Annotated in this window: 15 protein-coding genes; 11 read left to right on the top strand and 4 right to left on the bottom strand. The window is 71.9% G+C overall.

Annotation, left to right across the window (positions count from 1 at the left end):
- Positions 1 to 13: 13 nt before the first annotated feature.
- Positions 14 to 922 (bottom strand): DUF3109 family protein, encoded by a 909-nt coding sequence (locus ABT232_RS16880; RefSeq protein WP_351840681.1) that lies wholly within the window; start codon positions 920 to 922, stop codon positions 14 to 16.
- 95 nt (positions 923 to 1017) lie between these two features.
- Here ABT232_RS16880 and ABT232_RS16875 point away from each other — a divergent pair, with 95 nt between their 5' ends.
- From ABT232_RS16875 to ilvD, 4 genes are all read left to right on the top strand, one after another.
- Complete coding sequence (locus tag ABT232_RS16875) at positions 1018 to 1950, top strand: Ppx/GppA family phosphatase (protein WP_351840680.1); 933 nt, start codon at positions 1018 to 1020, stop codon at positions 1948 to 1950.
- 599 nt (positions 1951 to 2549) lie between these two features.
- Complete coding sequence (locus ABT232_RS16870; protein WP_351840679.1) at positions 2550 to 3374, top strand: sugar phosphate isomerase/epimerase family protein; 825 nt, start codon at positions 2550 to 2552, stop codon at positions 3372 to 3374.
- Complete coding sequence (locus tag ABT232_RS16865) at positions 3371 to 3982, top strand: TetR/AcrR family transcriptional regulator (RefSeq protein WP_351840678.1); 612 nt, start codon at positions 3371 to 3373, stop codon at positions 3980 to 3982. The genes ABT232_RS16870 and ABT232_RS16865 overlap by 4 nt, the downstream gene beginning before the upstream one ends.
- 111 nt (positions 3983 to 4093) lie before the next feature.
- Positions 4094 to 5947, top strand: coding sequence for a dihydroxy-acid dehydratase (gene ilvD / locus ABT232_RS16860; RefSeq protein ID WP_351840677.1), 1854 nt, complete (start codon positions 4094 to 4096; stop codon positions 5945 to 5947).
- Between the two features lie 104 nt (positions 5948 to 6051).
- Here the strand turns inward: ilvD and ABT232_RS16855 are convergent, their stop codons facing one another.
- Positions 6052 to 8490, bottom strand: coding sequence for a serine/threonine-protein kinase (locus ABT232_RS16855; RefSeq protein WP_351840676.1), 2439 nt, complete (start codon positions 8488 to 8490; stop codon positions 6052 to 6054).
- Between the two features lie 185 nt (positions 8491 to 8675).
- On the opposite strand from ABT232_RS16855, the gene ABT232_RS16850 reads away from it, so the two are divergent.
- The 6 genes from ABT232_RS16850 to proC all read left to right on the top strand — a co-directional run bounded on the left by ABT232_RS16850 (position 8676) and on the right by proC (position 13306).
- Positions 8676 to 9026 carry an SH3 domain-containing protein gene (locus ABT232_RS16850; protein ID WP_351840675.1) on the top strand — a complete coding sequence of 117 codons (351 nt, stop codon included), beginning with the start codon at positions 8676 to 8678 and terminating at the stop codon, positions 9024 to 9026.
- A 56-nt stretch (positions 9027 to 9082) separates the two neighbouring features.
- Entirely contained in the window at positions 9083 to 9652 is a 570-nt protein-coding gene (locus tag ABT232_RS16845; protein WP_351840674.1) for an EamA/RhaT family transporter, read from the top strand.
- Positions 9653 to 9870: 218 nt separating this feature from the next.
- The gene (locus tag ABT232_RS16840) at positions 9871 to 10674 is read left to right on the top strand and encodes a class I SAM-dependent methyltransferase (protein WP_351840673.1); all 804 of its coding nucleotides are present in this window, start codon (positions 9871 to 9873) and stop codon (positions 10672 to 10674) included.
- A gap of 113 nt (positions 10675 to 10787) precedes the next feature.
- A complete protein-coding gene (locus tag ABT232_RS16835; RefSeq protein ID WP_351840672.1) occupies positions 10788 to 11609 on the top strand; it encodes an ABC transporter ATP-binding protein in 822 nt (273 codons plus the stop codon).
- Positions 11606 to 12388, top strand: a complete 783-nt coding sequence (locus ABT232_RS16830) for an ABC transporter permease (protein ID WP_351840671.1) — start codon at positions 11606 to 11608, stop codon at positions 12386 to 12388. Before ABT232_RS16835 ends, ABT232_RS16830 begins: the two co-directional genes overlap by 4 nt.
- 108 nt (positions 12389 to 12496) lie before the next feature.
- On the top strand, positions 12497 to 13306 hold the full coding sequence (gene proC, locus ABT232_RS16825) for a pyrroline-5-carboxylate reductase (protein ID WP_351840670.1): 810 nt from the start codon (positions 12497 to 12499) through the stop codon (positions 13304 to 13306).
- A gap of 21 nt (positions 13307 to 13327) precedes the next feature.
- On the opposite strand, the gene ABT232_RS16820 is transcribed toward proC, so the two are convergent.
- Entirely contained in the window at positions 13328 to 13912 is a 585-nt protein-coding gene (locus tag ABT232_RS16820; RefSeq protein WP_351840669.1) for a cysteine hydrolase family protein, read from the bottom strand.
- 75 nt (positions 13913 to 13987) lie between these two features.
- On the opposite strand from ABT232_RS16820, the gene ABT232_RS16815 reads away from it, so the two are divergent.
- On the top strand, positions 13988 to 14998 hold the full coding sequence (locus ABT232_RS16815) for a GlxA family transcriptional regulator (RefSeq protein ID WP_351840668.1): 1011 nt from the start codon (positions 13988 to 13990) through the stop codon (positions 14996 to 14998).
- On the opposite strand, the gene trpS is transcribed toward ABT232_RS16815, so the two are convergent.
- Positions 14914 to 15963: a tryptophan--tRNA ligase gene (trpS, locus tag ABT232_RS16810; RefSeq protein WP_351840667.1), complete on the bottom strand. Its 1050-nt coding sequence runs from the start codon at positions 15961 to 15963 to the stop codon at positions 14914 to 14916. The two genes, ABT232_RS16815 and trpS, sit on opposite strands and share 85 nt — an antisense overlap.
- Positions 15964 to 16676: the final 713 nt, after the last annotated feature.

Genomic DNA, 16676 nt, shown 5'->3' with positions numbered 1-16676 from the left:
TCGGGTCTGCGTGCTAGGCGATCGGGTCCGCGGGGTGCGCCGGAGCGGGGGCCGGGTCCGCGGGGTGCGGGGCGACCAGGGGCAGCTGCGAGGCCAGCCGCTGCTCGCACAGCTCGACCAGGCGGTCGTAGCCCGCCTTGCCCATCAGCTCGGTCAGCTCGGGCCGGTAGGAGACGTACACCGGGTCGCCCGCGCCGTGCGCCGAGGTTGCCGAGGTGCACCACCAGTGCAGGTCGTGGCCGCCGGGACCCCAGCCCCGGCGGTCGTACTCACCGATCGACACCTGGAGCACCCGGGTGTCGTCGGGCCGCTCGATCCATTCGTAGGTACGGCGGACCGGCAGCTGCCAGCAGACGTCTGGCTTGGTCTCCAGCGGCTCGCGGCCCTCCTTGAGCGCCAGGATGTGCAGCGAGCAGCCCGCGCCGCCCGCGAAGCCGGGACGGTTCTGGAAGATGCACGAGCCCTGGTACGGGCGGGTCTGCCGGGAGCCCTCGTCGTCCTCCGAGACCCAGCCGGTCTCGGTGCCGACGTCGTGGTGCTGCCAGATGTCCGGCGTGAGTCTCGCCACATGACCGGCAACCCGCTTCTCGTCGTCCTCGTCGGAGAAGTGCGCGCCCAGCGAGCAGCAGCCGTCGTCCGCGCGGCCCGCCTGGATGCCCTGGCAGCCGCTTCCGAAGATGCAGTTCCAGCGAGAGGTCAGCCATGTCAGATCACACCGGAAGACCTGCTCGTCGTCCGCCGGATCCGGGAACTCCACCCACGCACGCGGGAAATCGAGGCCCTTCTCGTCCTCCGTCAGGGCCTGCGGCGACGTCGCCGGGACGTCCTTCGGTGCTTTCGCCCGCGAAGAACCCTGGACCGATTTGGCCTTGTCGGCCTTCTTGGTCGCCTTTTCGTCCTTCGCCTTTTTCGTCTTTGGCACGGGACCAGGGTAAGTCGACCGGCGCCGGGGACGGGACGGTAACGGGCCCGTCACCGGAGGCAACCCGGGGTCTCACTGGCAGTAGCGTGCCCTACATGAGACTCGGTGTCCTCGACGTGGGTTCGAACACGGTGCATCTGCTGGTCGTGGATGCCCACCCTGGCGCGCGCCCGCTGCCCGCTCACTCGCACAAGGTCGAACTCCGCCTGGCACAGCTGCTCGACGAGGACGGCGCCATAGGCCCCGACGGGGTCGACAGACTGATCGCCGTCGTGCACGACGCGCTCCAGGCCGCCGAGGACAAGGGCGTCGAGGAACTGCTGCCGTTCGCCACCTCCGCGGTCCGCGAGGCCAGCAACGCCGACGACGTCCTCGCGCGCGTACGGGACGAGACCGGGGTCGAGCTCCAGGTGCTCACCGGAGCCGAGGAGGCCCGGCTGACCTTCCTCGCCGCCCGCCGCTGGTTCGGCTGGTCCGCCGGGAAACTGCTGGTCCTGGACATCGGCGGCGGCTCCCTGGAGATCGCCTACGGCATCGACGAGGAACCCGACGCTGCCGCCTCGCTGCCGCTCGGCGCCGGCCGCCTCACCTCCGGCTGGCTGCCCGGCGACCCGCCCTCCTCCGACGAGGTCCGGGCCCTGCGACGGCACGTCCGCGCGGAGATCGCCCGTACGGTCGGGGAGTTCAGCCGCTTCGGGGCGCCCGACCACGTCGTCGCCACCTCCAAGACCTTCAAGCAGCTCGCCCGCATCGGCGGTGCCGCCCGCTCCGCCGAGGGCCTGTACGTGCAGCGCGAGCTCAAGCGCCAGTCCCTGGAGTCCTGGGTCCCCCGCCTCGCCGCCATGACCACCGACGAACGCGCCGAACTCCCCGGCGTCTCCGAGGGCCGCGCGGCACAACTCCTCGCCGGCGCGCTGGTCGCCGAGGGCGCGATGGACCTGTTCGGCGTGGAGACGCTGGAGATATGCCCCTGGGCACTGCGCGAGGGAATCATCCTGCGCCGACTGGACCACATGCCGGGGGAGTGAGGGTGTGGGGCGGGTGAGGGTGTGGGGCGGGTGAGGGCGCTGGGCGAGGGGGGCGAGCGGCGGGCGGCGCGGAGCTCCGGGGGCGCGGTGCGGTCACCGCGCGGTGCGGTCTCGCCGTGGTGCGGTCTCGCCGTGGTGCGACCCCCGCGTGGTGCGGCCCCTGCGTGGTGCGGTGCGGCCCCGCGTGGTGCGGTGCGGCCCCGCGTGGTGCGGTGCGGCCCCGCGTGGTGCACGGTCACCGCGCGGTGCGGTCCCGCCGTGGTGTGGCCTCCGCGCGGTGCGGCCTCCGCGGTGGGACCCCTGCGCAGCGCGGCCCGCGTGGTGCGGTCCCCGCGTGGTGTGGTCTCGCCGTGGTGCGGTCCCCGCGCGGGTGCGGTATCGGCCTAGTGCGGCCACTGCGCGGTGCGGTATCGGCGTAGTGCGGTCCCCGCGCGGTGCGGAGTTCCGGTGGCGCGGTGTCGTCCCGGCGCGGTGCTCCGCCGTGGTGTGCGGCCCCGCGCGATGCGGTCCCTGCGGCCGTGGCCGATTGGCGTGCCTTCGTGCGGGGCGCGTGGCGGCTCGCCCCCCGGTGCTCAGCGGCGCCCCGTACCCTGTCCCTCGTGGCAGAACCAGTGGTGCGCATCCCGGATGCGAAGGTCGCCCTGTCGACGGCTTCCGTCTATCCGGAGTCGACGGCGACGGCCTTCGAGATCGCCGCGCGCCTCGGTTACGACGGCGTCGAGGTCATGGTGTGGAACGACCCCGTCAGCCAGGACATCGAGGCACTGCGCCGGCTCAGTGACTATCACCAGGTCCCGATCCTGGCCGTCCACGCCCCCTGTCTGCTCATCACCCAGCGCGTCTGGTCCACCGACCCCTGGGTCAAGCTCCAGCGTGCCCGCGCGGCGGCGGAGAAACTCGGCGCGAGCACGGTCGTCGTCCATCCGCCGTTCCGCTGGCAGCGCCAGTACGCCCGGGACTTCGTCGACGGAATCTGGCGGATGGCGAACGAGACGGATGTGCGGTTCGCCGTCGAGAACATGTACCCCTGGCGCTACCGCGACCGCGAGATGCTGGCGTACGCCCCGGACTGGGACGTCACCAACGACGACTACCGCCACTTCACGATCGATCTCAGCCACACCGCCACCGCCCGCACCGACGCCCTGAAGATGATCGACCGCATGGGCGACCGCCTCGGCCACATCCACCTCGCCGACGGCGGCGGTTCCAACAAGGACGAGCACCTGGTGCCCGGCCGCGGCACCCAGCCCTGCGCGGAGCTGCTGGAGCGGCTGGCCCTGACCGGCTTCGACGGCCACGTGGTGATCGAGGTCAACACCCGCCGCGCGATGTCCAGCGCCGAGCGCGAGGCCGACCTGGCCGAGGCGCTGGCCTTCACCCGGCTGCATCTGGCCTCCTCCGCGCAGGTGCCCCGGCGATGACCGACGCGACCGCCCGCCGCCGTGGCCGCCCGCGTCGTACCGAGCCGGGCTCGGGCGACACGCGGGACCGCATCCTGGGAGCGGCCCGCGAGGAGTTCTCCGAGCGGGGCTACGAGAAGACGTCGGTGCGCGGCATCGCCAAGGCCGCCGACGTGGACCCGGCGCTGGTGCACCACTACTTCGGCACGAAGGAACAGGTCTTCCAGGCGGCCGTGGAGACCGTCTTCGCACCCGCCCTCAGGGCCCCGGACGTGATCTTCGAGGGCCCGGACGACGAGGTCGGCGAGCGCTTCGCGCGGTTCCTGTTCGGCGTGTGGGAGAACCCGGTGACCCGGACGCCGCTGCTGGCCGTCCTGCGCTCCGCCGTCAACAACGAGGTCGCCGCCGCCGTCTTCCGCCGCCTGGTCTCGCACCAGCTGCTGCGCCGGGTCGCGGCCCGCCTGGGCCTGCCCGACGCCGAGCTGCGCGCCGAGCTGGCGGCCGCGCAGCTGGTCGGGGTGGCCATGCTGCGGTACGTGATCAAGCTGGAGCCGCTGGCGTCCACCGATGTGGAAGTGATCATCGAGCGGGTCGCGCCGGTGGTCCAGAGCCACCTCACCGGCCCCTGACCTGAGACGCCCGTCCCGCATTTCGGACAGGACGTCCCCGCTGTCACAGCCCCGGCGTACGCTCGACACAGTCAGAACTCTCTGGCAGAGCTTTTGAAGGAGCGAGCGACGATGCCCGAGCTGAGGTCCCGCACAGTCACCCACGGCCGCAACATGGCGGGCGCCCGCGCCCTTATGCGCGCCTCCGGTGTACCGGGTGCGGACATCGGCCGGAAGCCCATCATCGCGGTCGCCAACAGCTTCACGGAGTTCGTGCCCGGCCACACCCACCTCCAGCCGGTCGGCCGGATCGTCAGCGAGGCGATCAAGGAGGCGGGCGGCATCCCGCGCGAGTTCAACACGATCGCCGTCGACGACGGCATCGCGATGGGCCACGGCGGCATGCTCTACAGCCTGCCCTCCCGCGACCTGATCGCCGACAGCGTGGAGTACATGGTCGAGGCCCACTGCGCCGACGCCCTGATCTGCATCTCCAACTGCGACAAGATCACCCCGGGCATGCTGAACGCGGCCCTGCGCCTCAACATCCCCACGGTCTTCGTCTCCGGCGGCCCGATGGAGTCCGGCCGCGCCACCCTGGTCGACGGCACCGTCCGCACGCTCGACCTGGTCGACGCCATCTCCGACGCGGTGAACGACAAGATCTCGGACGAGGACATCCTCCGTATCGAGGAGAACGCCTGTCCGACCTGCGGCTCGTGTTCCGGCATGTTCACCGCCAACTCGATGAACTGCCTCACCGAGGCCATCGGCCTCTCCCTGCCCGGCAACGGCTCGACCCTGGCCACCCACACGGCCCGCCGCGCGCTCTACGAGACCGCCGCCCGCACGGTGATGGACATCACCCGCCGCTACTACGAGCAGGACGACGACTCGGTCCTGCCGCGCAACGTCGCCACCTTCGCGGCCTTCGAGAACGCGATGGCCCTGGACATCGCGATGGGCGGCTCCACCAACACGATCCTGCACCTGCTGGCCGCCGCCCAGGAGGCCGGCGTGCCCTTCGGCCTGGCGGAGATCGACGCCGTCTCCCGCCGGGTCCCGTGCCTGGCGAAGGTCGCGCCCAACGTCGCCAAGGACCGCACGTACTACATGGAGGACGTGCACCGCGCCGGCGGCATCCCCGCCCTCCTCGGCGAACTGCACCGCGCTGGCCTGCTCAACGAGGACGTCCACGCCGTCCACAGCCCGTCCCTGTCGGACTGGCTGAAGACCTGGGACGTGCGCGGCGGCTCCCCGTCCCCCGAGGCCGTCGAGCTGTGGCACGCGGCCCCCGGCTGTGTCCGCTCCGCCGAGGCCTTCTCGCAGTCCGAGCGCTGGGAGGCGCTGGACACCGACGCCGAGAACGGCTGCATCCGCTCCTCCGAGCACGCCTACTCGCGCGACGGCGGCCTGGCGGTGCTCAAGGGCAACCTGGCGGTCGACGGCTGCGTCGTGAAGACGGCCGGCGTCGACGAGTCGATCTGGACCTTCGAGGGCCCGGCGGTCGTCTGCGAGTCGCAGGAGGAGGCCGTCGAGAAGATTCTCAACAAGCAGATCACCCACGGCGACGTCGTCGTCATCCGCTACGAGGGCCCCAAGGGCGGCCCGGGCATGCAGGAGATGCTGTACCCGACGTCCTTCCTCAAGGGCCGCGGCCTCGGCAAGACCTGCGCGCTGATCACCGACGGCCGATTCTCCGGCGGCACCTCGGGCCTCTCCATCGGCCACGCCTCCCCGGAGGCGGCGTCCGGCGGCACCATCGCGCTCGTCGAGGACGGCGACCGCATCCGCATCGACATCCCCAACCGCTCGATCGAGCTGCTCGTCGACGACGCCGAACTGACCCGCCGCGAGCAGGCCCTGAACGGCGCGTACGCCCCGAAGAACCGCGACCGCAAGGTCTCGGCCGCCCTCCGCGCGTACGCCGCGATGGCGACCAGCGCGGACAAGGGCGCGATCCGGGACGTCAGCAAGCTCGGCTGACCGTCGAACACGAGAGAGCGGCCGTCCTCCCGGTGGAGGGCGGCCGCTCTCTCGTTTCCGACGGCGGTCACCGCCTCACTGCTGGCCCCGGGTTCCCGTCGGCATCACCACCCGCCAGGATTCCGCCCGTCCACGCCGAACACCGTGCCGTCCGGCGCGGCGGCGTACACCCGCGACCCCGCCAGCACCGGCGCGGGCACATGACCGGCGACCTTGTCGGAGTCGGCGCCCAGCCGGGCGGGCGTCTGCCCGACGAGCCGGCCGCTCTTCGCGTCCACGGCGATCAGCCGTCCGTCGGCGGCGGTGAAGTACACCTGCCGGCCGTCGGCGACCGGCGCCGAGCCCCGGCTCACCGATGTCTCCAGCTGCCACAGCCGCTGCCCGCCCGGCAGACCGAACGCCTCCAGGGAACCTCCGGCACCGAGGACGTACACGACGTCCCCGTGCACCGTGGCCTGGGTGTCCTGCCGCGGCACCGGCAACGCCACCCGGTCCACCGCGCGGGACGCCGGGTCGTAGCGGACGACGGCGTCCGTGTCGCCGTAGACGGCGTCGACGGCGGTGAAGCAGACGGCCGCGAAGCCGGAGCCGGCTGCCTTGGCACCCGTCTTCGCACCCGGCGTCGCTCCCGGCGTCGCTCCCGGCGTCGCTCCCGGCGTCGCTCCCGGCGTCGCTCCCGGCGTCGCTCCCGGCGTCGCTCCCGGCGTCGCTCCCGAGCCGGTGCCGGTCGTCGTGCCGACCGGCTCCAGCGCGCCCTCCAGCAGTGCCGTCCATCGCACCTCGCCGCTCACCGGATCCACCGCGCTGACGCGGGTGCCCGAGCCGTCGCCGGACGGAGTGGTCGCGTAGGCCAGGGGGTCCCCGGGGAACGCCGAGAAGTACGGCGTGGTGTGCCCCGGTATCCGCCGCTCCCACTGGGTCGCGCCGGTCGCGCTGTCGATGCCGGTGACCGTTCCGTCGGCAGCGGTGAGCAGCAGCATGCCGCCGGCGTACCGGGTCGCGGAGTGCTCGGGCAGATCGCGGTGCCAGACCTCCGCTCCGGAGGTGGGGTCCAGGGCCGTGAGCCGTCGGCCGCCGTCGAGGTCGGGGTGCACCAGGCCGCCGGAGACGACGGGCGGCCCGCTGGTCGCGCCGGTGGCGGCGTCGCGGCTCCACGCGCGCGTGCCGTCGGCCGGGTCGAGGGCGAAGACCTGCCCGGGCCGGGTGCACAGCAGCTGGTCCGCGCCGTACGCGCACTGGGGCACGGCGCCGCCCCGCGCCGAGGGCTTCGCCTCCCACGGGCTGAACCCCGCTGCCGCCGTACGCGGCGTGGTGTCCTCGGGCGCCCCGTCCGGCCCGCCGGCCAGCCGCACCGAGACGAGCGCACCGCCCACGAGCAGCGCGGCGGCGAGCCCGGCGAGCACGATCCGCCGCCGCCGGAACCACCCGACGAGCCGCGGCCCACACGGCACCCCGGCCCCGGCCCGGGCCTCAGGCCCAGCCCCTGCGGCTCCGGCTTGCGCTCCGGTCTCTGCTTCCGCTCCCGTTTCCGCTTCGGCATCCGCTTCCGCCGAACGGCCCGCGCGCCTGAGACGCCCCTCCGCCCCGGCCTTCGCGGCCGAAGCCGCCGCCGAGCCGTCCGCCGCCGAGCCCTCCGCCGCCGAGCCCTCCGCACCCCGGCCGGCCGTCTCCTCGGCCACCCGCTGAGCCGGTATGAACGCCTGCGTGTCGTACGACGCCGCGACCGACCGCAGCTCCCGCATCAACTCGTCCGGCGTGGGCCGCTCCTCCGGCTCCTTCGCCAGGCACCGCCGCACCAGCGGGGCGAGTTGCTCCGGTACGCCGGTCAGGTCGGGCTCGTCATGGACCACCTGGTAGGCGACGACATAGGGACTGTCGGAGTCGAACGGCCCGCGTCCCGTCGCCGCGTGCACCATGACCGACCCCAGGGCGAAGATGTCCGCGGCGGACCCCACCTCGCGGGGCCGCCGGAACTGCTCCGGCGCCATGAACGGCGGCGTACCGATCAACTTGCCGGTCTCCGTGCGCAGTTCGCTGTCCTTGGGCCGGGAGATGCCGAAGTCGATGACCTTCGGCCCGTCCTCGGCGAGCAGCACATTGCTCGGCTTGAGATCCCGGTGCACCACGCCCACCCGGTGGATGTCGCGCAGCGCCTCCGCCAGCCCGGCCATCAGCCGACGCAACTGGGCCGCAGGCATCGGCCCGTTCCGCTTCACCTGCTCGGACAGGGTGGGGCCGGGGATGAACAAGGTGGCCATCCAGGGCCGTTCGGCCTCCGGGTCGGCGTCGACGACCGGCGCGGTGAAGGCACCGCTGACCCGCCGCGCCGCCGCCACCTCCTGCCGGAACCGCCCTCTGAACTCGGGGTCCTTGGCGAACTCCGCGTGGACGATCTTCACCGCGAGCTTCATCCCGGAAGGGCTGCGAGCCAGGTGTACGACGCCCATGCCGCCGGAGCCCAGACAGGACTCCAGGTGGTAGTGGCCGGCGTACTCCGGAAGTTCCGCTTCCGCGCCCGCTCCGGTGTTGCGCTGTGGCGCCATGGACCACCCCCGTGCTCTCGTCCGCGCGCGCGACGCACGGAGCCTAGTCGATGACTCGTACGGGACAGAGGCGGCTTGCTAGCCTCCGTGTGCGAGTTGCGTACATATGTTTCGAAGCGCGATTCCAGGGAATGAACGCGACCCCATGGCCGTCCTGAGCCATGGGTCAACGGGGGAGGTTTTCCATGGCTGTGGAGCATGTGGGAGAGATAGAGGACGTCGCGGGCGTCGACGGGGCCGAGGGCGTCCTGACCGAGACGGCGGCGGAAGCCGTCACGACGATGGCCCTGCGCTACTACGCCGTCGCCCCGGACGTCCGTCTGAACGTCCGCAGCGGTCCCGGCACCAACTACAGCATCGTCCGTGTCCTGCCCGAGGGCTCGCGCGTCCCGATCTACTGCCAGCGGCCCGGCGAGACCATCACCGGCCCCTATGGCACCTCCAATATCTGGGACAACATCAGCAACGGCGAGTACGTCTCCGACGCGTACGTGAACACGGGCAGCGACGGGTACGTCGCCTCGCGCTGCCTCTGACGACACCGGGAGCCCGCGCCCAGGGGCGTCGGCCGGGGAGAAGCCATAATCGACGCGTGAGCGACGAAACCGGCACCCCGACCACCCTCCCCGCGGGCTCCCCGCCCGAGGCGAACCCGCCCTCCGGGGCAAACCCGCGCTCCGAGGCGAACCCGCAATCCGCCGCGGGCCCGCGCCCCGAACCGATCCGCTTCTTCGGCACGACATGGCTGCACCACGACCGCGGCTACGCCCTCCGCCGGGCCGCCGTCTCCGCCGGTTCCCTCGCCGCCGCCGTCGTCTCCTGCCTGGTGCTGCGCTTCGCCTACGAGGGCCTGGCCATCGCGAACACCGGCAACCTGGTGTCGCTGCTGGTCGCGGTGATGTTCACGGTGTGCAGCGCGATGGCCTTCCGGCACACCTGGGACAGCTTCGGCAAGCGCCCGGACCCCGAACGCCAGGCCTCCCTGCGCGGTCTGCTGGCCATCGGCTTCGTCGGCTCCCTGCTCGCCTACTTCTTCCGCTCCTTCACCGAGGCGCCCGGCGAGAAGCTGCACCGCGAGGAGTACGAGACCGCCCGCGCCCAGTACCAGAAGCGCTCCGCCCGCCGCACCGGCAACCCGTCGAAGAAGCACCGCCGCGCTTGAGCGGACCCGCTGATGACCGGCCTGTGCTGGATCGGCTCCGCGCCCGACCGGTCCTGCTTGACCGGCCCCGCGCTTGACCGGCCCCGTGTCTGACTCGCCCCGCCTCTGATCGACCCCGCGTCTGATCGACCCCGCGTCTGCCCCCCGCGCCTGCCCCGCCCCATCGGCTCTCCCGGAAACCGCTCACTCCCCCTCACCCCCGTGGCCACGATGGAGGTATGCCGACTCCGCCGTCCCACACCGACCGGGCACATTCCTTCAACGCCGTCGCGGCCCAGTACGCCGCGAACCGCCCCTCCTATCCACCCGCCCTCCTCGACGCCGCCGAGGAGATCGCCGGCCGCCCCTTCGCCGGCGCCCGCGTCGCGGACATCGGCGCCGGTACCGGCATCGCGACCGCGCTCCTGCGCGAGCGCGGCGCCGAGGTCGTCGCCGTCGAGCCCGGCGAGGGCATGGCCGCCGAGTTCCGCCGCGCCCACCCGGACATCCCGCTCGTCCGGGGCGACGGCAACCGTCTCCCGCTCGCCGACTCCAGCGCGGACTTCGTCACCTACGCCCAGTCCTGGCACTGGACCTACCCCGCACGCGCCCTGCCGGAGGCCTTCCGCGTGCTGCGGCCGGGCGGCGCGCTCGCCCTCTGGTGGAACCGGGACGCCCACGACATCCCCTGGATCGCCGAACAGACCGAACGCATCCGAGGGCACTACGGCGACGGAGTGGTCGTCGCCTGGGGCACCCGCGGCCCCCGCAGCACCGCCCTGCCCGGCTTCACCGCCGCGGTCGATGCGGCCGCCGCCGGTCTCTCCCCGGACTGCGCCCGCCGGGTCGTCCGCTGGAGCCGCCGCGTCCCGGTCGACACCCACCTCGCCAACCTCGGCAGCCACTCCATCCTGCTGGTGCACGGCGAGGAACGCAGCGCCGCCTTCCTCGCCGAGGAGCGCGAGCACCTGCTGCGCCACTTCCCGGACGGGACCGTCGTAGAGGTCTACGACGTGGAACTGCTGGTCGCCACCACCCCCTGACCCCCACCACCCCCTGACCCCCACCGCACCTCTCGCCCGGCCCGCACGCCCGCACCCGACCACCGTCCCTCCCTTGACGCGTCCCATGGCCGCGAAGGATTATTCATCACGTGATGAATAATCCTTCCGGGTTGCCCGACGACCCCACCGCACCACCCCCCGACACAGGCACCACACCCGCCGTCCACGCCGACGGCCTCACCGTCGTCCGCGGCACCCGCACCGTCCTGCGAGGCCTCGACTTCACCGTCCCCCGCGGCCAGATCACCGGCCTCCTCGGCCCCTCCGGCTGCGGCAAGTCGACCCTCATCCGCTCGATCGTCGGCACCCAGGCCAAGGTCACCGGCACCCTCGACGTCCTCGGGCACCCCGCCGGCCACCCCACCCTGCGCACCCGCATCGGCTACGTCACCCAGGCTCCCTCCGTCTACGACGACCTCACCGTCCGCCAGAACCTCGACTACTTCGCCGCCGTCCTCGCCCCGGGCCGCGCCGCCGCCGCCGAACGCGACCACCACGTCACCCGGGCCATCGCCGACGTCGACCTCACCAGCCACGCCGACGCCCTCGCCGGCAACCTCTCCGGCGGCCAGCGCAGCCGCGTCTCCCTCGCCGTCGCCCTGCTCGGCACCCCCGAACTCCTCGTCCTCGACGAACCGACCGTCGGCCTCGACCCCGTACTGCGCCGCGACCTGTGGAACCTCTTCCACGACATCGCCGCCTCCCGCGGTGCCACCCTCCTCATCTCCTCCCACGTCATGGACGAGGCCGAGCGCTGTCACCGCCTGCTGCTCATGCGCGACGGCCGGATCCTCGCCGACGACACCCCCGACGCCCTGCGCACCCGCACCGGCGCCGACACCGTCGAAGCGGCCTTCCTCCACCTGGTCGACGAGGCCGCCGCGGCCGGCCGCGCGAAGGAGAACACCCGATGAGCACCACCACCCCCGCCCTCCGGCCCGCCCCCACCCGCGCCCTCAACGCCTCCCGCACCACCGCCACCGCGGCCCGCGTCCTGCGCCAACTCACCCACGACCCGCGCACGATCGCGATGATGATCCTCATCCCATGCCTGATGCTGCTCCTGCTGCGCTACGTCTTCGACGGCAGCCCTCGCACCTTCGACAACATCGGCGCCTCACTGCTCGGGATCTTCCCGCTGATCACGATGTTCCTGGTGACCTCGATCGCCACCCTGCGCGAACGCACCTCGGGCACCCTCGAACGCCTCCTCGCCATGCCCCTCGGCAAAGGCGACCTCATCGCCGGCTACGCCCTCGCCTTCGGCACCCTCGCGATCATCCAGTCGGCCCTCGCCACCGCCCTGGCCCTGTGGGCCCTCGGCCTCGACGTCACCGGCTCGCCCTGGTTGCTCCTGCTCGTCGCCCTCCTCGACGCGCTGCTCGGCACCGCCCTCGGCCTCTTCGTCTCGGCCTTCGCCGCCTCCGAGTTCCAGGCCGTCCAGTTCATGCCGGCGGTGATCTTCCCCCAGCTCCTGCTCTGCGGCCTCTTCACCCCGAGGGACGACATGCACCCGATCCTGGAAGCCATCTCCGACGTCCTGCCCATGTCGTACGCCGTCGACGGCATGAACGAGGTCCTCAAGCACACCGACATGACCGCCGCCTTCGTCCGCGACGCACTGGTCGTCGCCGGCTGCGCCCTCCTCGTCCTCACCCTCGGCGCCGCGACCCTCCGACGCCGTACGACCTGACCACCCCGGCCCTCCACCACCGTCCGCCCACCGGACACGCGCCGCCTTCCCACACCCCGGGTGCGAGGATGAGCCCGGACGACGCACACCCCGGAGGGCACCGCAGTCATGACCCAGAAAGTCGCAGTCCTCGGCACCGGCAAGATCGGCGAAGCCCTGCTCAGCGGAATGATCCGCGGCGGCTGGACCCCGGCCGACCTCCTGGTCACCGCCCGCCGCCCGGAACGAGCCGAAGAACTCCGCGCCCGCTACGGAGTCACCCCGGTCACCAACCCGGAAGCGGCCAAGACCGCCGACACCCTGATCCTCACGGTCAAACCGCAGGACATGGGCACCCTCCTCGACGAACTCGCCCCGCACGTCCCCGCCGACCGCCTGGTCATCAGCGGCGCCGCGGGCATCCCCACCTCCTTCTTCGAGGAGCGCCTCGCCGCCGGCACCCCGGTCGTCCGTGTCATGACGAACACCCCCGCCCTCGTCGACGAGGCCATGTCCGTCATCTCCGCCGGCAGCCACGCCACCGCCGACCACCTCGCCCACACCGAGGAGATCTTCGGCGCCGTCGGCAAGACGCTCCGGGTCCCCGAGTCCCAGCAGGACGCCTGCACCGCCCTCTCCGGCTCCGGCCCGGCCTACTTCTTCTACCTGGTCGAGGCCATGACCGACGCCGGCATCCTCCTCGGCCTGCCCCGCGACAAGGCCCACGACCTGATCGTCCAGTCCGCGATCGGCGCCGCGACCATGCTCCGCGACAGCGGCGAGCACCCGGTCAAGCTCCGCGAGAACGTCACCTCTCCTGCGGGCACCACCATCAACGCCATCCGCGAGCTGGAGAACCACGGCGTCCGAGCCGCCCTCATCGCCGCCCTCGAAGCCGCCCGCGACCGCAGCCGCGAACTGGCCTCCGGCAACAGCTGACCCGCCGGCCGCCGGGGGCGGTCACCTCGCCGCGTCCACGACCTCCTTGGTGTGCACCACCCGCGCGAACCCGCCCCCGTGCAGCGACACCGCCGACGCCTGCCCCACCTCGTCCGCACTCCGCCACCAGCCGAACGGCCCGGCCAGGTCGAAGGTGTACGTCGCGTCGTACGCCACCACCACGTCGTACCCCAGGTTCCCGCCCATCCGCGCGGTCGTCTCCACACACATGTTGGTCTGGATCCCGACCACCACGACCTGCGGGATCCCCGCCGTCTTCAGCCAGGCGTCCAGATCCGGCGTCCCGAGGAAGGCCGAGTTCACGGTCTTCGTGACCAGCAGCTCACCTCCGGCCCCCTTCCCACGCCGCTCCTCCACGTACTCCTTGAAGTCGTTGCCCGCGTATCCCGTCCGCAACGGCGACCCGGGCTTCACCGAGTCATGCCGCACGAAGACGACCGGCCGATCCGTCCGCTGCCAGGTGTCGATGAGCGAGGCGATGTTCTCGTCGGCTCCCGGATTGTTCCGCGGCCCCCAGAACCCGGACTCCTCGAAGCCCTTCTGCACATCGACGACCACCAGCGCTGCGTTCTTCGCGATCTCCATGCCTTCGAGCATCCCGCCCCACGACCGGCCGCCCCAGAGGTACGGAAGTCATCGATCGATGGTTTACTGCCGGCCATGCACCGCGTGGCCCTCGTCGCCTTCCCCGGCATCCGCGCCTTCGACGTCTCCGTCATCACGGAGGTCTGGGGCACCGACCGCACGGACCGCGGCGCCCCCGCCTTCGACCTCCGCCGCGTCGCCACCGACACCACCCCCATCCCCATGCGCGGCGGACTCGCCCTCACCCCCGACCGCACCCTCGCCTGGCTCAGCCGCGCCGACCTCATCCTGATCCCGGGCCTCGACGACCACCTCACCCCCGCACCCGCCCCCGTCCTCGACGCCCTGCGCCGCGCCCACGCCCGCGGCACCACCATCGCCGCCCTATGCGGCGGCGCCTTCACCCTCGCCCAGGCCCGCCTCCTCGACGGCCGCCGCGCCATCACCCACTGGAACCTCGTCGACCTCTTCCGCAGCCGACACCCCACTGTCTCCGTCGTCCCCGACGCCCTGTTCATCGAGGACGACAACCTCTGGACCGCCGCCGGCACAGCCGCCGGCATCGACCTCTGCCTCCACCTCGTCCGCCGCACCCATGGCGCCGAAGCCGCCGCCACCATCGCCCGCTCCATGGTCACGGCCCCCTTCCGCACCGGCACCCAGGCACAGTTCATCGAGCACCCCACCCCCCGAGCGGACCGCGACGCCGACACCCTCGCCGCCGTCCGCGAGCACGCCCTGCGCCACCTCCACGAACCGCTCACGGTCGCCGACCTGGCCGCCCACGCCGGCATGTCCGCGCGCACCTTCGCCCGCCACTTCACCGCGGAGACCGGCACGACCCCGCTGCGCTGGCTCCTCGACCAGCGCCTGGCCGCCGCGCAGAAACTCCTCGAACGCACCGACCTCCCCATGCCCGAGGTCGCCCGCCGCGCCGGCTTCGGCAGCGAGGTCACGATGCGCCAGCACTTCGCCTCGCGCCTCGCCACCAGCCCACGCGCCTACCGCGCCGCGTTCAGCGCCGCTCCCGCCCCCGCTCCCGTCTCCGTATCAGCGGCCGCCGGCAGCAGTCCGATCGCGCGATAAGCGGCATCCACGGTCGGCCGGGCCATCGCCCGAGCCCGTTCCGCACCATCCCGCAGCACCCCCTCCACATAGCCGGGATCCGCACACAGCTCCTTGTGCCTCTCCTGTACGGGCCTCAGAGCCTCGACCGCGGCCTCGGCGGTGTCCTTCTTCAAGGCGCCGTACGACTCATATACACCGCTCAGCGCCTCCGGGTTCCCACCCGTACACGCGGCGAGGATCTCCAGCAGATTCGCCACTCCCGGCCGCTGCTCCCGGTCGTACACGACCTCCTGCCCGCTGTCGGTGACGGCCCGCATGACCTTCCGCCGCACCGTGTCCGGCTCGTCCAGCAGATAGACGATCCCCGGCCCCACGTCGTCGCTCTTGCCCATCTTCGACGTCGGCTCCTGGAGGTTCATGACCCGCGCCGCCACCTCCGGCGACGTGGCCCGCGGCACCACGAAGGTGTGCCCGTACCGCTGGTTGAACCGCACCGCCAGATCCCGGGCCAGCTCGACGTGCTGCGTCTGGTCGTCCCCGACCGGCACCTCATCGGTCCCGTACGCCAGGATGTCCGCCGCCATCAGCACCGGATAGGTGAGCAGCGACAGCCGCACACTCCCGCCCCGGACCCGCTCCCGAGCGGCCTTCTCCTTGTACTGGATCATCCGCCGCATCTCGCCGTCGGTCGCCACGCACTCCAGCAGATACGACAGCCGCGCATGCTCGTCGACATGGCTCTGCACGAAGACCGTGCACCGCTCAGAATCCAGTCCCGAGGCCAGCAGCAGCGTGGCCGCCTGCCGACTGAGCCGCATCACCCGCGCCGGATCGTGCTCCACGGTCAGCGCGTGCAGATCCACGACGCAGAACAGCGCGTCCGCCCGGTGCTGGTCCACCGCGGCCCACCGCCGCATGGCCCCCAGGTAGTTCCCCAGCGTCAGATGCCCCGTCGGCTTGACCCCGCTGAAGACCCGCTTCATCCCTCTACCTCCTGGTCGGGACCGCCGCCTCCACCGACGACCGCCCCTCCCGGAGGGAGATACGACTACGGCCGCCGAAGCGGCGGCCGTTGAGTGCATACGTGAGCACGGCCGCCGTCAGGCGGCCCACCACAGCTGGGTGCACGTACGCGTAGTCATGGCCTCCACGATACGCCGCGGGGGTGCTCCCAGGACCGAAGTTGACACACCCCACCCCTGTCCGTAGTGTTCTCCGGGTTGTCCGACGTGAGCGTCGACTCCGGTCGGTCCCCGGACAGCCATTCCGCAAGTACCAAACCACTCTCGACGAGCAGTCGATCTGCTGTCGTGTCATTGGCGTGCGTATTCGCGAAATGAGGAATCCACGTTCGAAAGGACGCGGCCCCCGATTAGCTCGGGAGCCGGGAATCCGCTAAAGTCTCACTCGTCGGAACGGCCCAACAGCCGCGAAGACAACACCCGCTGACTGGGAGTCAGGCCCGAAAGGATCTGATAGAGTCGGAACCGCCGGAAAGGGAAACGCGGAAGCGGAAACGCCGAAGCGAGAACCTGGAAAGCACCGAGGAAATCGGATCGGAAAGATCTGATAGAGTCGGAAACGCAAGACCGAAGGGAAAAGCCCGGAGGAAAGCCCGAGAGGGTGAGTACAAAGGAAGCGTCCGTTCCTTGAGAACTCAACAGCGTGCCAAAAGTCAACGCCAGATATGTTGATA

Source organism: Streptomyces sp. NPDC001532, assembly GCF_040298625.1.
Classification (GTDB): Bacteria; Actinomycetota; Actinomycetes; order Streptomycetales; family Streptomycetaceae; genus Streptomyces.
The sequence above is the reverse complement of the archived record's forward strand: the minus strand, read 5'-3'. Positions and strand labels throughout refer to the sequence as shown.